This is a genomic window from Streptomyces neyagawaensis (assembly GCF_023516595.1).
Lineage (GTDB): Bacteria > Actinomycetota > Actinomycetes > Streptomycetales > Streptomycetaceae > Streptomyces > Streptomyces neyagawaensis.
The window spans coordinates 298,413-313,516 of the sequence record NZ_JAMGBG010000010.1 but is presented as its reverse complement, the minus strand read 5'-3'; the positions used below and the strand labels follow the sequence as shown (position 1 = coordinate 313,516).

General features: G+C 73.2%; 15 protein-coding genes and 1 pseudogene. 7 read left to right on the top strand and 9 right to left on the bottom strand.

Annotated features, from left to right (window positions below; all coding sequences use genetic code 11):
* The 4 genes and pseudogenes from M8J73_RS06435 to M8J73_RS06420 all read right to left on the bottom strand — a co-directional run.
* The coding region (locus tag M8J73_RS06435; protein ID WP_249828332.1) for an acylphosphatase at positions 1 to 675 on the bottom strand (675 nt) is incomplete at its 3' end.
* The gene (gene hypB, locus M8J73_RS06430; RefSeq protein WP_055541473.1) at positions 672 to 1,415 is read right to left on the bottom strand and encodes a hydrogenase nickel incorporation protein HypB; all 744 of its coding nucleotides are present in this window, start codon (positions 1,413 to 1,415) and stop codon (positions 672 to 674) included. The genes hypB and M8J73_RS06435, both read right to left, overlap by 4 nt.
* A gap of 41 nt (positions 1,416 to 1,456) precedes the next feature.
* Positions 1,457 to 2,064: pseudogene (locus M8J73_RS06425) on the bottom strand (hydrogenase maturation protease); the annotation flags it as partial.
* Positions 2,061 to 3,806 (bottom strand): enoyl-CoA hydratase-related protein, encoded by a 1,746-nt coding sequence (locus M8J73_RS06420; protein WP_249828331.1) that lies wholly within the window; start codon positions 3,804 to 3,806, stop codon positions 2,061 to 2,063. The gene M8J73_RS06420 and the pseudogene M8J73_RS06425, both read right to left, overlap by 4 nt.
* Before the next feature lie 185 nt (positions 3,807 to 3,991).
* Between M8J73_RS06420 and M8J73_RS06415 the strand changes: the two genes are divergently transcribed.
* The 6 genes from M8J73_RS06415 to M8J73_RS06390 all read left to right on the top strand — a co-directional run bounded on the left by M8J73_RS06415 (position 3,992) and on the right by M8J73_RS06390 (position 7,976).
* Positions 3,992 to 4,261 (top strand): YkoF family thiamine-binding protein, encoded by a 270-nt coding sequence (locus tag M8J73_RS06415; RefSeq protein ID WP_249828330.1) that lies wholly within the window; start codon positions 3,992 to 3,994, stop codon positions 4,259 to 4,261.
* Complete coding sequence (locus M8J73_RS06410) at positions 4,258 to 4,635, top strand: helix-turn-helix domain-containing protein (RefSeq protein ID WP_055536892.1); 378 nt, start codon at positions 4,258 to 4,260, stop codon at positions 4,633 to 4,635. Before M8J73_RS06415 ends, M8J73_RS06410 begins: the two co-directional genes overlap by 4 nt.
* A 120-nt stretch (positions 4,636 to 4,755) precedes the next feature.
* Positions 4,756 to 5,265 (top strand): 2-oxo-4-hydroxy-4-carboxy-5-ureidoimidazoline decarboxylase, encoded by a 510-nt coding sequence (gene uraD / locus M8J73_RS06405; RefSeq protein ID WP_055536893.1) that lies wholly within the window; start codon positions 4,756 to 4,758, stop codon positions 5,263 to 5,265.
* Between the two features lie 7 nt (positions 5,266 to 5,272).
* Entirely contained in the window at positions 5,273 to 5,662 is a 390-nt protein-coding gene (uraH, locus tag M8J73_RS06400; RefSeq protein WP_055536894.1) for a hydroxyisourate hydrolase, read from the top strand.
* A gap of 5 nt (positions 5,663 to 5,667) precedes the next feature.
* Positions 5,668 to 6,561, top strand: a complete 894-nt coding sequence (gene pucL, locus M8J73_RS06395) for a factor-independent urate hydroxylase (protein ID WP_055536895.1) — start codon at positions 5,668 to 5,670, stop codon at positions 6,559 to 6,561.
* A gap of 41 nt (positions 6,562 to 6,602) precedes the next feature.
* Positions 6,603 to 7,976: an 8-oxoguanine deaminase gene (locus M8J73_RS06390; RefSeq protein ID WP_055536896.1), complete on the top strand. Its 1,374-nt coding sequence runs from the start codon at positions 6,603 to 6,605 to the stop codon at positions 7,974 to 7,976.
* A gap of 271 nt (positions 7,977 to 8,247) precedes the next feature.
* Here the strand turns inward: M8J73_RS06390 and M8J73_RS06385 are convergent, their stop codons facing one another.
* Complete coding sequence (locus M8J73_RS06385; protein WP_055536897.1) at positions 8,248 to 10,458, bottom strand: alpha-N-acetylglucosaminidase; 2,211 nt, start codon at positions 10,456 to 10,458, stop codon at positions 8,248 to 8,250.
* A gap of 359 nt (positions 10,459 to 10,817) precedes the next feature.
* On the opposite strand from M8J73_RS06385, the gene M8J73_RS06380 reads away from it, so the two are divergent.
* On the top strand, positions 10,818 to 12,512 hold the full coding sequence (locus M8J73_RS06380) for a peroxidase family protein (protein WP_055536898.1): 1,695 nt from the start codon (positions 10,818 to 10,820) through the stop codon (positions 12,510 to 12,512).
* Between the two features lie 113 nt (positions 12,513 to 12,625).
* Here M8J73_RS06380 and M8J73_RS06375 read toward each other — a convergent pair whose 3' ends face one another.
* The 4 genes from M8J73_RS06375 to M8J73_RS06360 all read right to left on the bottom strand — a co-directional run bounded on the left by M8J73_RS06375 (position 12,626) and on the right by M8J73_RS06360 (position 15,003).
* On the bottom strand, positions 12,626 to 13,048 hold the full coding sequence (locus tag M8J73_RS06375; RefSeq protein ID WP_055536899.1) for an acyl-CoA thioesterase: 423 nt from the start codon (positions 13,046 to 13,048) through the stop codon (positions 12,626 to 12,628).
* Between the two features lie 110 nt (positions 13,049 to 13,158).
* Positions 13,159 to 13,806, bottom strand: a complete 648-nt coding sequence (locus M8J73_RS06370; RefSeq protein WP_249828329.1) for a hypothetical protein — start codon at positions 13,804 to 13,806, stop codon at positions 13,159 to 13,161.
* Between the two features lie 60 nt (positions 13,807 to 13,866).
* Positions 13,867 to 14,466 (bottom strand): histidine phosphatase family protein, encoded by a 600-nt coding sequence (locus M8J73_RS06365; protein ID WP_055536901.1) that lies wholly within the window; start codon positions 14,464 to 14,466, stop codon positions 13,867 to 13,869.
* A gap of 3 nt (positions 14,467 to 14,469) precedes the next feature.
* Positions 14,470 to 15,003 carry an HAD domain-containing protein gene (locus tag M8J73_RS06360; RefSeq protein ID WP_249828328.1) on the bottom strand — a complete coding sequence of 178 codons (534 nt, stop codon included), beginning with the start codon at positions 15,001 to 15,003 and terminating at the stop codon, positions 14,470 to 14,472.
* Between the last annotated feature and the right edge of the window lie 101 nt (positions 15,004 to 15,104).

Sequence of the window (15,104 nt, the reverse complement as noted above, 5' to 3'; positions counted from 1 at the left end):
GCGGGCCGCTGCGAGGGCGTCGGCGCCGAGGGCGGGCCGGGCGGCGTCGCCCGGCGCGGGCACCAGCCGCAGCCGGGGCCCGCAGTCGGGGCAGGCGACGGGCTGGGCGTGGAAGCGGCGGTCGCCGGGGTCGCCGTACTCGCGGGCGCACGCCGGACACAGGGGGAAGCCGGCCATGGTGGTGACCGCCCGGTCGTAGGGCATCCCGGTGGCGATGGTGAAGCGGGGTCCGCAGTGGGTGCAGGTGACGAAGGGGTGCCGGTGCCTGCGGTCGGCCGGGTCGGCCAGCTCCCGCAGACAGTCCCCGCAGGTCGCCACGTCGGGCGGGAGGAGGGTGCGGCCCGGGGAGCGGTCGGTGGAGCGGATCGTGAAGGTGTCGTCGGCGCCGGTGACGGCCAGTTCCTCGATGCCGACGGCGGTGACGGTGGCCAACGGCGGCGGCTCGGCGGCCAGTCGGTCGCAGAAGAGGGTGATGCCGTCGGGCGGGCCCTCCACCTCGATGAGCACGCCGTCCGCCGTGTTGCCCACGAACCCGGCGAGTTCCAGGTCGGTGGCCAGACGGTGGACGAAGGGGCGGAAGCCGACGCCCTGCACGGTTCCGCGGACGGTGAGGCGTCGGCGCACCGTCCGGGCGTCGCCGGTGCCGCGCGGGGTGCGGGTGGCGGGCGCCGTCACGAGACGCGTCCGGCCGTGAGGCCGGACGCGGCGTCGTCATGGCGGTGCGGGCGCGGCGCCAGGGGAGGCCGGTGGACGGGTGCCCCGTCCCGCACGGCGAGCACCCGCTCCAGGACGGTGTCGACGCCCTCGCCGCCGCGGGCGCAGGACCGCACCACCTCCACGCCCGGGTTGACCCGCTGCACATGGGCGAGGAAGGCGGACTCGTCGAACCCGGCGGCCTCGGCGAGGTCGGTCTTGGTGAGCACGACGAGCTGGGCGGAGCCGAAGGCCGTGGGGTACTTCAGCGGCTTGTCCTCGCCCTCCGTCACCGCCATCAGGACGATCCGCAGGCTCTCCCCCAGGTCGTAGGAGGCCGGGCAGACGAGGTTGCCGACGTTCTCCACGAACAGCAGCGAGGTGTCGGCGGGCAGCCAGCTCTCCACGTGGCCGCGCAGCTGCCGGGCCTCCAGATGGCACAGTCCGTCGGTCAGCAGCTGCTTCACCGGCGCCCCCGAGCGGGCGAGCCGGTGGGCGTCGTTCTCGGTCGCCAGGTCCGCGGTCAGCGCGGCCACCGGGACCCCCCGCTCCACGGCCCGGGCCAGCACCCGGCCGAGCAGTTCGGTCTTGCCGCTGCCCGGGCTGGACAGCAGGTTGACCACGGTCACGCCGCGGCCGGTGAGTTCGTCGCGCAGGCTCGCGGCCAGCCCGTCGTTCTTCGCCAGGACGGCCTGGGTGACGTCGTCCATGGACTCGCACATGGGCACAGCTCCTCGCGGGATTCGGGTGCGTCGGACCGCTGCCGATCCTCCGCGCCCCCGGCCGCCGGACCGGGGAGACGGGCCGCTGACCGGCCCCCGGATTCCTCCGGGCGGCTCAACCGGGCATCGCGGCCCGGGTCGGCGGCGGTGTCGCCGCCGGGTCGGCGAGCAGCGCCGGGACCAGGGTGTGCAGCGCGGTGACGGCCCGCGCGACGGCGTCGCGCACCGCCGCGCTGACGCCGGGCGCGATGTCCTCGTCGCCCCGCGGCAGCACCTGGGGTTCGCAGGCGAGGACGAGGACGCGGGGGAGCGGCTCGTCGCCGAGGTGGGCGGCCAGGGCGAGGACCTTCGCCGGGTCCATGCCGTGCGCCTCGGGCGGGGGGCCGTCGGTGGCGCGGTCGGGGAGTTCCGGTTCGATCAGCGACAGGGTGCCGGGCCGGTGGCCGCGTGCGCAGGCGTCGACCAGGACGGCGGTGTCGTAGCCGCCGAGCAGTTCGTAGGCGAGGTCCATGCCGCGGATGCCGAAGTCCCGCACCCGCGCCTCGGGCGGCAGCGGGTGCCCTTCGAGGGCGCGGATCACCTCGGGGCCGAAGGCGTCGTCCGCGAGGAAGATGTTGCCGACGCCCGCCACCAGCAGCCGCGCGCTCATCGTGCGCCTCCCGTCGCCAGGGGCCGGGCGGAGCCGTGCGGGAGCTTCCGCACGAACGCCGAGCGCAGGGCGTGGTACGAGGCCTCCGGATCGAAGAAGACGGCATGCATACGGGCGAGTTCGTCCCGCCGGTGATCGGCGAGCGGCCTGCGCTCCTCGTCCGCCCGCCGGGCCGCGGCCTTCGCGGCGATCCGCGACGCGAGGTCCGGGGCGTCGGCCAGCTCCGCCGCCGTCCGGGCGACCTCGGCGGTGAAGCCCTGGGGCGGGACCGGCATCCGGCGGTCCACCAGCCCGATCCGCGCGGCGGTCACGGCACTCACCGGCAGCGCCTCGCCCGTCAGCCGCTCGGCCCTCTCCGCCCCGACGCGGCGGGGAAGCGTGTACGTCCAGTACTCCGACCCGTACAGGCCCATGCGCCGGTAGTGCGGGTTGAGGACGGCGCCCTCGCGGCACCACACCTCGTCGGCGGCCAGGGCGAGCATGACGCCGCCGGCCGCCGCGTTGCCGCCGAGTGCCGCGACCACCAGGCGGTCGGTGGTGCGCAGCACCGCCTCGACCAGGTCGTTCATGGCGTTGAGGTTGGCCCAGGACTCGGCCGCCGGGTCGGCCGACGCCTCGATGACGCCCAGGTGGATGCCGTTGGAGAAGAAGTCGCGGGACCCGCCGAGCACCAGTACCGGGGTGGGGCGGGCGAGCGCGTACCGGTAGGCGTCGAGGAGTCGGCGGCAGTGGTCGGTGCTCATGGCGCCGCCGGGGAACGAGAAGTCCATGAATCCGACGGCGCCCTGCCGCCGGTACCGGATGTCGGTGAAGGTGCGCCGGTCCGGGGGCAGTTCGAGCGGGACGGTGTCTTCCGGCAGCCGGTGCGGGTGCTCGTCGCCGCCGGACGTCCCCCGGTCGGTGCCGGGCGGGGCGGGGAAGCCGGCGAGGACCGACGCGGCGGGGCGGCGGAACGGCGCCGGGTCGCCGGAACTCTTGCGGGGGCGCAGCTCCGGAATCCACACCGCGCCGTCCCGGGTGGCCCGGCAGACCGCGCCGGCCCGGGTCGCCAGCAGTGCGCCGGGAGCGCCTCGGAGCCGGTCCTCGGCGTGGCCGCCGTGCAGGAACACCTCGCGGCCGAGGACCTCGTCGAGGACGCCCGGCTGCGAGTCGGCCGCGCGGAGCTTCCGCAGCACCGTCTCCGTGCTGTCGTTCTCCCAGTCGATCCCGCGCCGCTCCTGGCGGAAGAAGTCGCGCCACACCACCCGGATCCCGGGATCGCTCTGCGGCCGCGGTTTGAAGGACCCGTCGGCGTACCGCTGGACGGCCAGCAGGACGGCGGCCGAGGCGGCGTCGGCGACCTCGCCCCGGTACAGGTCGCTCTTGCCGACCGGCGGCACCGGGAAGGACACGGCGGCCCAGACGTCACCGGCGTCCATCCCCGCCTCCGCCTGGAGCACCGTCACACCCCACTGGGCCGCGCCCTCGGCGATCGCCCAGTCCAGGGAGGACGGGCCGCGGTCGCCGGGTGGTCCCGGGTGCACGATGAGGCAGGTGTGCTCCCGCCACACCTCCTCGGGCAGCGCCCTCCTCAGCATCGGCGCGACGATCAGTTCCGGGCGGACCTCGCGCGCGGCGGCCAGGACCGCGTCGGTGCCGTGCGAGGCCAGAACGACGTCGACCCGGTGACCCCGGTCGGACAGTTCCGCGTACACCCGCTGGGAGAGGCTGTTGAACGCGCTGGCTACGAGCAGGATGTCCATGATGGGGAATGTTGGCCGGTTACGGGAGGGTCGCGAAGGACCACCGCGGCGTTTCGCCGGGCTCACCTCCCGACGCGGGCGTCCTCGGCGGACCCGGTCGCCGTTAAGGTCGTGTCGCAGCGGCTGGGCACACCGCCGGTGTGATGACAGAACGCGCAGGTCGGATCCGAGGTCATGGGGGCGTAGTGCGATTGCGAGTGGAGTTCACCACCGAGCCGTTCGATCTGGACGAGCCGCCCCGGCACGCGCTGGTCGCCCGCGACGTCATCGAGGCCGCCGAGCTGGACGCGGTCGACGTGGGCCCCTTCGGCAACACCGCCGAGGGTGGCTCCGACGCCGTCCTCGGCGCGGTCGACGCCCTGCTGCGCCGGGCGCTGGAGGCGGGCGCCACCCGGGTCTCGCTCCAGGTCAACGTGGTCGGGGAGTCCGGGGAGTCCGGGGAGGGGCAGGGGTGACCGCCGCCGGGGACGACCCCTTCGTCGCGGCCGTCAAGCCGCTGGTCGACGCCATGGGCGGGGTTCTGCTGCCGCCGGGCGAGGCCGGTCCCGACGACGTCGTGCTCTCCTGGCAGGGCGCCGACGTCGTCGCCGTCCGGCTGCCGCAGCTCGCCGAGTCGCTGGACCACATCCTCGCCGCGCTGGAGCGCCGGCACGGCAAGCCCCTCGCCGACCTCGACCGCAAGACCAAGCAGGAGATCGTGCGGACGCTGGAGGCGCGCGGCGCGTTCTCCGTGCGGCACGGTGTGGAGACCGTCGCGAGCGCGCTCGGCGTCAGCCGCTTCACCGTCTACAACTACCTGAACAGGGAGAACGCGACCAAGGGCCGGTGACCGGCCACCCCGCCGATCGAGGGGCACCCCCCGCGTTTTTTCAACAAACTGTTGACGTGATGTCGTCGCGGGGCGTTAGCTTGCCGTAGCCAGTCCAGCACCTCGGCCACGGAGGCTCCCGTGACTTCGCGTTCCTCGACGCCGGGCCTCGCCCGGTTCAACACCCTGGAGAAGCAAGCCGCCGTCGCCGTGCTCCACGAGGCGTGCGCCTCGGCGGAATGGGGGCGCAGACTCCTCGCCGGCCGACCGTACGCCGGCGTCGACGACCTGCTCGCCGCCAGTGACGCCGCCATGGCCGAACTGACCGCCGAGGACCTGGCGGAGGCGATGGCCGGACACCCGCCGATCGGCCGCCCCACGCCGGGCGACGCGACCTCCGCCCGGGAGCAGCGCGGCATGGCCGGTGCCTCCGACGCGCTGAAGGCTGAGATGCTCGAACTGAACCTGGCCTACCAGGAGAAGTTCGGCCATGTCTTCCTGATCTGCGCCACCGGCCGCACCGGCGAGCAGATGCGCGACGCGGTCGCGGAGCGCATCGGCAACACGCCGGAGGAGGAACGGGAGATCGTCCGCGTCGAACTGGGCAAGATCAACCGCATCCGCCTGACCCGACTGGTCGAAGAGGACTGAGAGCAGCATGAGCACCAGCACCACGGCCTCCGTGTCCACGCACATCCTGGACACCAGCGTCGGCCGCCCCGCCCCCGGCGTCGCCGTCCGCCTCGCCGCCCGTCCGGGACGCGACGCCGACTGGCGGGCCCTCGGCGGTTCCGCGACCGACGCCGACGGCCGGTGCAAGGACCTCCCGGCGCTGCCGGAAGGGACGACCCACGTACGGCTCGACTTCGCCGTGGAGCCGTACTTCGAGACCAAGCGAGCCGAGGCACAGCAGGACGCCCCCGCGCATCGGGACAGCGGTGTGTTCTTCCCCGAGGTGGTCATCACGTTCGCCGTGGAAGCCGGCGAGCACTACCACGTACCGCTGCTGCTCAACCCGTTCGGCTACTCCGTATACCGAGGGAGTTAGCACCCATGCCCATTCTTGGTCAGAACCAGTACGGCAAGGCCGAGAACCGCGTCGTACGCATCACGCGGGACGGCGCCACCCACCACATCAAGGATCTGAACGTCTCCGTGTCCCTCTCCGGCGACATGGACGAGGTCCACCTCTCCGGCTCCAACGCCAACGTCCTGCCGACGGACACCACCAAGAACACGGTGTACGCCTTCGCCAAGGAGCACGGCATCGAGTCCGCCGAGCAGTTCGGCATCCATCTCGCCCGCCACTTCGTGACCTCCCAGCCGGCCATCCACCGGGCCCGCATCCGCATGGAGGAGTACTCCTGGGAGCGCATCGAGCACTCCGGGAAGGGCGCGCACTCGTTCGTCCGCACGGGCCAGGAGACCCGGCTCGCGCAGATCACCTACGACGGCTCGGCGTGGGAGGTCGTCTCCGGCCTCAAGGACCTCACCGTCATGAACTCGACGGACTCCGAGTTCTGGGGTTACGTCAAGGACAAGTACACGACCCTCCCCGAGGCGCACGACCGCATCCTCGCCACCGACGTCTCCGCCCGCTGGCGGTTCAACTGGACCGACGACGAGCAGCCGACGCCCGCCTGGGACACGTCGTACGCGCAGGTCAAGCAGCACATGCTGGAGGCCTTCGCCGAGACGTACTCGCTGTCGCTCCAGCAGACCCTCTACGCGATGGGCGCCCGGATCATCGACCACCGGAGCGAGATCGACGAGGTCCGCTTCTCCCTGCCGAACAAGCATCACTTCCTGGTGGACCTCGCGCCGTTCGGCCTCAAGAACGACAACGAGGTGTACTTCGCCGCCGACCGCCCCTACGGCCTCATCGAGGCGACCGTCCTGCGGGACGGCGTCGAGGCCCTGATCCCGGCCGATCTCACCAACCTCTGACGCGGACCCGGAACGTACACCGGGAGTTGGGACGAACAACGATGGCACAGCGCATCGTCATCGAGAACGCGGCGATCGCGACCGTGGACGCGCGGGACACCGAGTACACGTCGGGCCATGTGGTGATCGCGGACGACGTGATCGAGTCGGTCGGCGCGGGACGGGCCCCCGAGGGCCTGACGGACGTCGTACGCCGGATCGACGCCACCGGACATCTGGTGACCCCCGGCCTGGTCAACACCCACCACCACTTCTACCAGTGGATCACACGGGGCCTCGCCACCGACCACAACCTCTTCAACTGGCTCGTCGCGCTGTACCCGACCTGGGCCCGCATCGATGAACAGATGACGTACGCGGCGGCCCAGGGCTCCCTCGCGATGATGGCCCGCGGCGGTGTGACGACCGCGATGGACCACCACTACGTCTTCCCGAAGGGCTCCGGCGACCTGTCGGGCGCCATCATCCGCGCGGCCCGTGAGACGGGCGTCCGCTTCACCCTCGCCCGCGGTTCCATGGACCGCAGCGAGAAGGACGGCGGCCTGCCCCCGGACTTCGCGGTCGAGACCCTCGACGGGGCGCTCGCCGCCACCGAGGCGACCGTGAACGAGCACCACGACGCCTCCTTCGGCGCGATGACCCAGGTGGCCGTGGCCCCCTGCTCCCCGTTCTCCGTGTCGACCGAACTCCTCAGGCAGGGCGCCGAGTTGGCCCGACGTCTCGGGGTGCGACTGCACACGCACGGCTCGGAGACGGTCGAGGAGGAGAAGTTCTGCCACGAGCTGTTCGGCATGGGCCCGACCGACTACTTCGAGTCGACGGGCTGGCTCGGCGAGGACGTGTGGATGGCGCACTGCGTCCACATGAACGACTCCGACATCGACGCCTTCGCCCGGACGAGGACCGGAGTCGCCCACTGCCCGTCCTCCAACGCCCGCCTCGCCGCCGGTATCGCCCGCGTCCCCGACATGCTGGCGGCCGGCGTCCCGGTCGGCCTCGGCGTCGACGGCACCGCCTCCAACGAGTCCGGCGAACTCCACACCGAGCTGCGCAACGCGCTCCTCGTCAACCGCCTCGGTCCCCACCGCGAAGCCGCCCTCGACGCCCGCCAGGCGCTGCGCCTCGGCACCTACGGCGGCGCCCAGGTCCTCGGCCGGGCGGCCGAGATCGGCTCCCTGGAGCCCGGCAAGCTCGCCGACCTGGTCCTGTGGAAGCTGGACACCCTCGCCCACGCGTCCATCGCCGACCCGGTGACCGCCCTGGTCTTCGGCGCGGCGGCCCCGGTGACCCTGTCGCTGGTGGGCGGCCGGGCCGTCGTGGAGGACGGCCGCCTGCTGCACGTGGACGAGGACGCGATCGCCCGCTCGACACGGGACGAGGCCCGGCGACTGGCCCGGATCGCGGCCGGGGACTGACCCCACCACTCCGCGCCGACGCCGCGGCGGGAACCCGCCTGTGCCGTACGCCGCCCCGACTCCGGCCGAGGGGGACGGCCCTCGGTCGGAAGCCGTGGACCCGAGCGGGGTCCACGGCGGCCGTCTCCGGGGCGCACAGCGACTGTGCGCCCCGGAACGGTGCGACTGACCGCGCGGCGACCGGGCTCGGACAGGCGGACTCGGGCTCGACGGACGGGCCGGGCCATGTCAGGAGAGTGGGGCTCGGCCTCGACAGGCGGGCCGGGCCTGCTCAGGAGAGTGCCGTGAGCCGCTCCCACACCTGCGTGGCCACCGTGTACGTGTCGCCGGTCGGCTCGGTGGCGAGCGGCCCCGGGTCCCGGGTCCAGTGGTCCTCCAGCGCGAACCAGTCGATCTTCTTCGGCGCCCGCCCCTCGGCGAGCGCGGCCCGCAGCTCCTCGAAGTACGTCGACCAGCGCGCCCGGTACAGCCCGCCGACCAGGCCCGCCCACTCCCGGTTCGCGTAGTCGCGCAGCCCCGCGTCCGCGCCCGCCCGCGTGCCCCACACGGTCAGCAGCGACAGATTGTCGTACGCCAGCCGCTCCCGCTCGGCGTCGTCCGCCCCCCAGGCACGCGCGTCCGCGACCCAACGGCCCAGCAGATGACGGGAGTCGGTGGCCAGCAGCCGGTCCAGCAGGTCCATCAGGGACAGCCAGACCTCCGCCAGCTCCTTCAGCCCGGCGGCGTCGCGGGCGTCGTACGCCTCCTTGATCCGCGGCAGCAGGACGCGGCTGCGGTTGGAGAGGGTCTGGCGGGCCACGTCGAGGAGGTCCCGCCGGTAGGCGGACGAGGTGCGCAACGCGGACCGTACGCGCAGCAGTTCACCCAGGGCGGGCTCCAGGTCCGCCGCCGTGTACCGGAGTTGCTTGGGCGACCAGCGGGCCGCCCGGACGACGGTGAGCCCCGGGCGGGCACCGAACAGGCCGTCGGCGCCCTCGCTCCACCCGTCGGCGCGTGTGGTGCCGTAGACGGTGCGGCGCAGGATGTCCCAGGCGGCCTCGGCATGCGGATCACGGGCGCCGTAGCGCGCGTGCGCCCAGTCGGCGAACCACCCCTCCAGGTCCAGCTCGCCCTCGCGCCAGGCGAGTTCGGAGAAGAGGGCGAAGGCCGCCGGGTTGTTGTCCGCGGCCTCCGGCAGCAGCGCGATCCCACGCAGCGCGCTGCCGGGCTTCGTACGCCACGTCTCGTACAGCTCCGCCCAGTCGCGGGTGTTGGCGCCGAGCGCGGTGTGGCCGCCGAAGTTCCAGATCGAGCCGAACGCGTACGGGGTGCCGCCCCAGTCGGCCTCGCGGTCGGTGACCGTCGGGAAACGGTCGGAGAGGCCGTCGACGACGAGCATGTGCTCCTTGTCGACGGCGTCGACGATCGCGCGTGGCGGGTTGTGCTGCCAGCCGAGGATCACCCAGCCGGCGTCGGGGTGGGCCCGCCGCAGCGCCCGCTCGACGCCCTTCGCCGCGTCGCCCACGGGCACGTCGCCCGGGTCGCCGCCCTCGTGCAGCAGGTCCATCTTGTACAGGGTCGACGCCCCGCCGAACAGGTCGTCCTGGGTGCGGTAGAAGGCGGCCGCGACCCGCGCGAAGGCGTCCGTGCGCGGGTCCAGCCAGTCGGGGCGGGCGAAACCCATCCATGTGCCCTGCGGGACCGTCCGCGCTCCGGGGACGCGCTCGGCGAAGCCCGGCGGGACCGTCCCGAAGTAGCCGGGGAACACCGGCGTCATGCCCAGTTCGCGCACCCGGTCGGCGATCCGGCGGCCGAGCGCGGCGCGGGCGTCGAGGAGCTGCCGGGAGACGGGGGAGGGGAACGCGGACAGGTTCTGCAGCAGCCACCACGGCTGGTGCGCGGGCCCCGGGATCCACTCCCGCAGCTCCTTCTCCCCGTACCCGAACTCCTGGAACACCCGGTGGTAGAGGGCGTCCGCGCCCGCGAGGACGAGGATCTCGTTGTAGCCGTGCAGCGCCAGCACGTCCAGCTCGCGCTCCCAGTACGACCAGTCGAGGTAGGCGCCCGTGTAACCGTCGTTGGTGTCGTTCAGGGCGAAGCGGTGGGGGACGTTCGCGCGTCGGGTGACGGTGCCGTCGAGGCCCGGCAGGACGCGGGGGAGGGCGGTCTGCTCGCCCGCCCAGTTGATCTCGGCGTACGCGATGTGCCGCAGGTACCAGTTCAGACCGGTGAGCCGGGTCGCCGGGGTGTCGCCGGTGACCGTGATGCGCCCGGTGCCGCCCGCGACGTGGAAGGTGTCCCGCTCGGTGCCCACGGCGAACGTGATCTGCCGCCAGTGGTCCGGCAGCAGGCGCCGGGCCGCCGCCGCGGCCGCCGTGTCCTCCGCTCCGTCCGCGCGGGGCGCGTCGTCGGAGGGATTCGCGCGGGCGGGAACGCAGGCGACCGCCGCTCCCGCCGAACCGGCGGCGAAGACGGCGAGCAGGGCACGGCGGGCGAGCGGCATGATGTCTCCGGGTGCGGGTGGGGGGTACGCCGTGGCAGCAATACCCACCGAAACGGTCCTTCCGCACCGACACACGGCCACAAGGGGGAGAATCCGGCGTGAACGGCCGTAATCCCGCCCCCCGCCGCCGGCCCGGCCGTCCCATACGCCCCTCGTACGCCTTTCGCTCGATCCGCCGTACGTCGATCTGCGCCGGATGTGCCGACAGGGAAACTCTCGCCGGACGCGACACGTTGTCGGGAAACAGGGATTCATCCGAATTGATCGCTTCGCGTCCGGTGGGGGCCGGAAGATCCGGGAGGAGCCGGTACGTCCGGTTGTGGCCGGTCGCGGGGTCGGGGGACAGAACGGGGACACACATGGTGCGTCGACACCATCGCGAGAGCTACTACGTCGTCGACGAGGGCAGGATCCTGGAGTTCGAGAAGGGGGACGCCGTCGCGCGCGTACCGAGCGCCGCCGAGCAGCAACTCGCCTTCCGCTTCTCCAGGTTTGGCAAGAAGGGGGTGCAACTCGACGAGGCGCTGCGGGCGAAGCTCGCGGCGGCCATGACCACGGTCGGCACGGGCGGCGACGACCCTGACTCGGGGAGTCCGGGGACACCGGTTCCGGCCGGGTTCACCTACCTCGGCCAGTTCGTCGACCACGACCTGACGCTGGACCGCACCCAGGTCGGGCTCGGCGAGCCCGTCCCGGTCGAGGAGCTGCTCCAGGGGCGCAGCCCCGCCCTCGACCTCGACTCGCTGTACGGCATGGGCCCGCACCACTCGGGCAGCGCCCGGTTCTACGAGGCCGACGGCCGCCTCAAGACGGGCACGACCCTCGGTGTGGGCTTCCCGCCCGAGCTGCCGCCCGCCAACACCGACCAGAAGGGCTTCGACCTGCCCCGCGCCGGTGAGACGGCCGGCGGCACCCGCGCCGACATGCGCGCCCCGCTCATCCCGGACGCGCGCAACGACGAGAACCTGGCCGTCGGCCAGCTCCACCTGGCGTTCATCCGCTTCCACAACCGGGTCATCGACCTGCTCGCCGAGCGGGGAGTGCCCGAGCGCCGGCTGTTCCAGGCCGCCCGGGAGATCGTCGTCAAGCACTACCAGTGGGTCCTGCGCACGGACTTCCTGCCGCGGGTCGTCGACCCGGAGATCGTCGAGCGCGTCTTCACCCGGGGGCGGCGGCACTTCGAGGTGCCCGGGTACACCCGGCCCGGCGATCTGCCGACGATGCCCATCGAGTTCTCCGTCGCCGCCTACCGGCTCGGGCACAGCATGGTGCGGACGGCGTACCAGTGGAACAGGGTGTTCCGTGCGGGCGGCCCCGGTCCGATCGCCTCGCTGGGCCTGCTCTTCCGGTTCAGCGGCACGGCGGGCAACCTCACGCCGGGACCGGACGACCTGAGCGACCTCGACGACCCGAACGCGGGGGAGAACCTGCGGCTGCCGAGCAACTGGATCGTCGACTTCCGCCGGCTGTTCGACTTCGGGGAGGCCGGCCGGGACGATCTGGTGGTGCCCAAGGGCGAGTTCAACCTCGCCAAGCGGCTGGACACCCTCCTCGTCGACCCGCTGGCCGCCCTGCCCACCGGCACCTTCGACGGCCGGGGCCGCCCGGCACCGCCGCCGATCCACCGCAATCTCGCGTTCCGCAACCTCACGCGCGCCGCGATGGTCGAACTGGTCACCGGCCCCCAGTTGGCCGCGCAGATGGGCATCAAGGGGCTGACCGAGGACCAGATCCTGCGGGGCGCCGGCGGAGCCGTCCTGGAGGGCCTCACCGACGCCGAGCGCGCCCAGGTCGTGGAGCACACCCCGCTGTGGTTCTACGTCCTGCGCGAGGCCGAGGTGAACGGACGCCACCCCGGCCGCCTCACCGGCGTCGGCGGCACGCTCGTCGCCGAGGTCTTCCACCGGGCGATGGAGGGCAGCCGCGTCTCCATCGTGAAGCACCCGGGCTGGCGGCCGAGCCTCCCGGCCCACCGCAAGGGCCACTTCACGATGACGGACCTGCTGCTGTTCGCCTTCGAGAACGACCCCGCGCTGCTGAACCCGCTGGGCTGACCGACGGGACGAGGTCAGTAGCTGTTCGGGCTGTGGGCCGCGCTCACAGCCCGAACAGCTTGGGGCGGCGGGGTGCACTCACAGCCCGAACAGCCTGGGGTCGTGAGCCGGGCTCACAGTCCGAACAGCTTCGGGTCGTCCGCCAGCTCCCTGAAGTACGCGCCGGGGTCGGCGACCAGCTTGCGCGCCTTGAGGTCCATCAGGCCGCCCACACCGGTGATCTCGGCGGCCACCGTGCCGTCGGTCCTGCGGATCGTCTGCTCGACCCGGAAGGTCTTGCCCTCGCCCCAGACGAACACGCACGTCACCTCGACCTCGTCACCGGCGAGCAGCTCGCGCCGGTAACGGATCGTCGTCTCCAGCGCCACGGGACCGACACCCCTCGCCATCAGATCGGCCTGGCGGATCCCGGCGGCCTGGAGCAGCGACCAGCGCGCGTGCTCCCCGTACTGGAGGTACACGCTCTGGTTGAGGTGCCCCTGTACGTCGGTCTCGTACCCCCGGACGGTCACCGGGACGGAAAACGGCTCGGACACGACTACCCCTCGACTACCTCAGCGGCGAACAGGACGGACGCAAGCTTACTGAGCGCTTGCTCATCGCGGGTGCTACAGTCCGACGCCTCCCCGCGGCCGGCTCCGCCCGGTCACACCTTCCTGGGGGAGGCCAGCAGATACCGCTCCCGCGTCCGCGGGTCCGTGTGCTCGCTCGGCTGCCAGCCCGCCCGGCGAAGGGTCTCGGCGCAGTCGCGCAGCGCCCCCGCGTCCGGCTCGTGCACGGCGACGGCCTCCGGCTGCGGGGTGGTCCGCACCCGGTAGCCGCCACGCTCCACCTCCGGGCTCGCCGGGCGGTGGCCCGCCGCTTCCAGGGCGAGCGCGGCGGCCCGTACGAGATGCGCGCGCTCCCAGCCGCACGGGAGGTCGGTGGCGCCGCCCGGGTTCGTCATCCGGCGGAGTTCCAGCAGCCCCTGCCAGGCGCTGTGCACCTCGCGGGCCCGCGCCGGTCCGTCCCCGGCGCTCTCCTCGCCGCCCACCCGGGCCGCGAACCCGCCCGACTCGGCGGGGGCGGCGGTCGGCGCCGGCGCCGGGGCCGGGGCCGCCTCGGGCGGGCCCGCCTCCCGTACGCGGTGCCCGGCCGGGGTCAGGAAGTGATCGTGCGGCGGGCGCGGGTGGCGGAACGCCAGCCCTCGCTTCACCAGCGCCGCCAGCTGGGTCTCCGTACCCGTGAGCCGTCCGGTCACGGGCTCGGCGGCGTCGATGATCCGCCGCTGGACGGCGGTCGGCGGTCGGGTCACGACGACCTCCTTTCGCGGAGGAGCGCTGTCACTCGGGGACGGCGTCAACCCACTCGAAGACTACGAGGAGGGTCTGACATTCCACGCCGCGAGCACCGGGCGGCCGTGCTCCGTGCCGAGTCGGCAGACCGTGCCCGTGGCGAGCTGGAACAGCGCCCCGGCGGACGCGGGCAGCCCGAGATACCGCGCGGTGACGACGCGGAGGAGATGGCCGTGCGCCACGAGCACCACACAGCCCTCCGTGTTGCCGAGCGCCGCGTGCGCCTTCGCCAGTATCCGGTCGGCGCGCGCCCCGACGTCCTCCGGGCCCTCCCCGGGGTGCTCGGGCGGTCCCGGCGCCACCCCGTCGGTGAACAGGAACCAGTCGGGCCGCGTCCGGTGGATCTCCTGGGTCGTCACCCCCTCGTACGCCCCGTAGTCCCACTCGGACAGATCAGCGTCCACCTGCGCCCCGGTCAGCCCGGCCAGTTCGGCGGTCTGGCGGGCCCGCTTCATCGGACTGACGAACACGGCCCCGATGCGGTGCGAGGTCAGCAACGGAGCCAGCCCGCGCGCCTGTTCCCGCCCCCGGTCGGTCAGCGGGAGGTCCGTCCAGCTGGTGTGCTGCCCGGACAGCGACCACTCGGTCTCCCCGTGCCGCACAAGAAAAAGATCACCCATGCCTCACAGGCTACGAGCCCATCGCTCCAGTTCCTCGAACTCGGGCTCGCCGAGCCCCCGGCGGGGGTCGATCCGCAGCAGCAGGGCGGGTGTGTCGTGGTGCCGGGCGACATGACGGACGTCGAGGTCGGTGATCATGTCGTCGACCCAGACGAAGGGCCGGCCGGCCGCCCACTCCAGGACCCGGCGGGTCTTCCAGTACAGGCCGTCGGGGTCACGCGCGAACATGTCGGTGAACTCGATGACCGGCAGGTCGGCGGGGAGGCCGATCACGGGGCCGATCATCTCGTTCGCGTCGTGCATCCAGGTCGTCGCCCAGGCCAGGTCGTACGGCAGGGCGAGCAGGCGCTGCCCGTGCGCGGGGTTGAGGCGGATCCGCAGGCCCCGGCGGAGCCTGCGGGAGCCGGGCTTCTGGCGGGCGGACCAGACGGTGGGGTGCACCCGGCGGGCCACGTAGCCGCGCGGTCGCCACAGACGGGCGCCGAACGGGTTGAGGGGGCCGTCGACATCCAGGAGGAGGAGCGGTCGCTCAGTCATGGGGAGGGTCTACCCAGGTGTCCGGGGCGATCCCGCAGATGTCCTCGGCGCTCTCGGCTGCCGTCGGCGGCTCGCGGGTGCGCCCGGCCGTCGGCGGCTCG

What these genes read in the sequence shown, in the direction of transcription:
- M8J73_RS06365 (WP_055536901.1), bottom strand. Translation starts at nt 14,466, where the DNA reads ATGGGTGATCTTTTTCTTGTGCGGCACGGGGAGACCGAGTGGTCGCTG.
- M8J73_RS06380 (WP_055536898.1), top strand. Translation starts at nt 10,818, where the DNA reads ATGGTGCGTCGACACCATCGCGAGAGCTACTACGTCGTCGACGAGGGC.
- M8J73_RS06385 (WP_055536897.1), bottom strand. Translation starts at nt 10,458, where the DNA reads ATGCCGCTCGCCCGCCGTGCCCTGCTCGCCGTCTTCGCCGCCGGTTCG.
- uraH (WP_055536894.1), top strand. Translation starts at nt 5,273, where the DNA reads ATGAGCACCAGCACCACGGCCTCCGTGTCCACGCACATCCTGGACACC.
- M8J73_RS06390 (WP_055536896.1), top strand. Translation starts at nt 6,603, where the DNA reads ATGGCACAGCGCATCGTCATCGAGAACGCGGCGATCGCGACCGTGGAC.
- pucL (WP_055536895.1), top strand. Translation starts at nt 5,668, where the DNA reads ATGCCCATTCTTGGTCAGAACCAGTACGGCAAGGCCGAGAACCGCGTC.
- M8J73_RS06360 (WP_249828328.1), bottom strand. Translation starts at nt 15,003, where the DNA reads ATGACTGAGCGACCGCTCCTCCTCCTGGATGTCGACGGCCCCCTCAAC.
- hypB (WP_055541473.1), bottom strand. Translation starts at nt 1,415, where the DNA reads ATGTGCGAGTCCATGGACGACGTCACCCAGGCCGTCCTGGCGAAGAAC.
- M8J73_RS06420 (WP_249828331.1), bottom strand. Translation starts at nt 3,806, where the DNA reads ATGGACATCCTGCTCGTAGCCAGCGCGTTCAACAGCCTCTCCCAGCGG.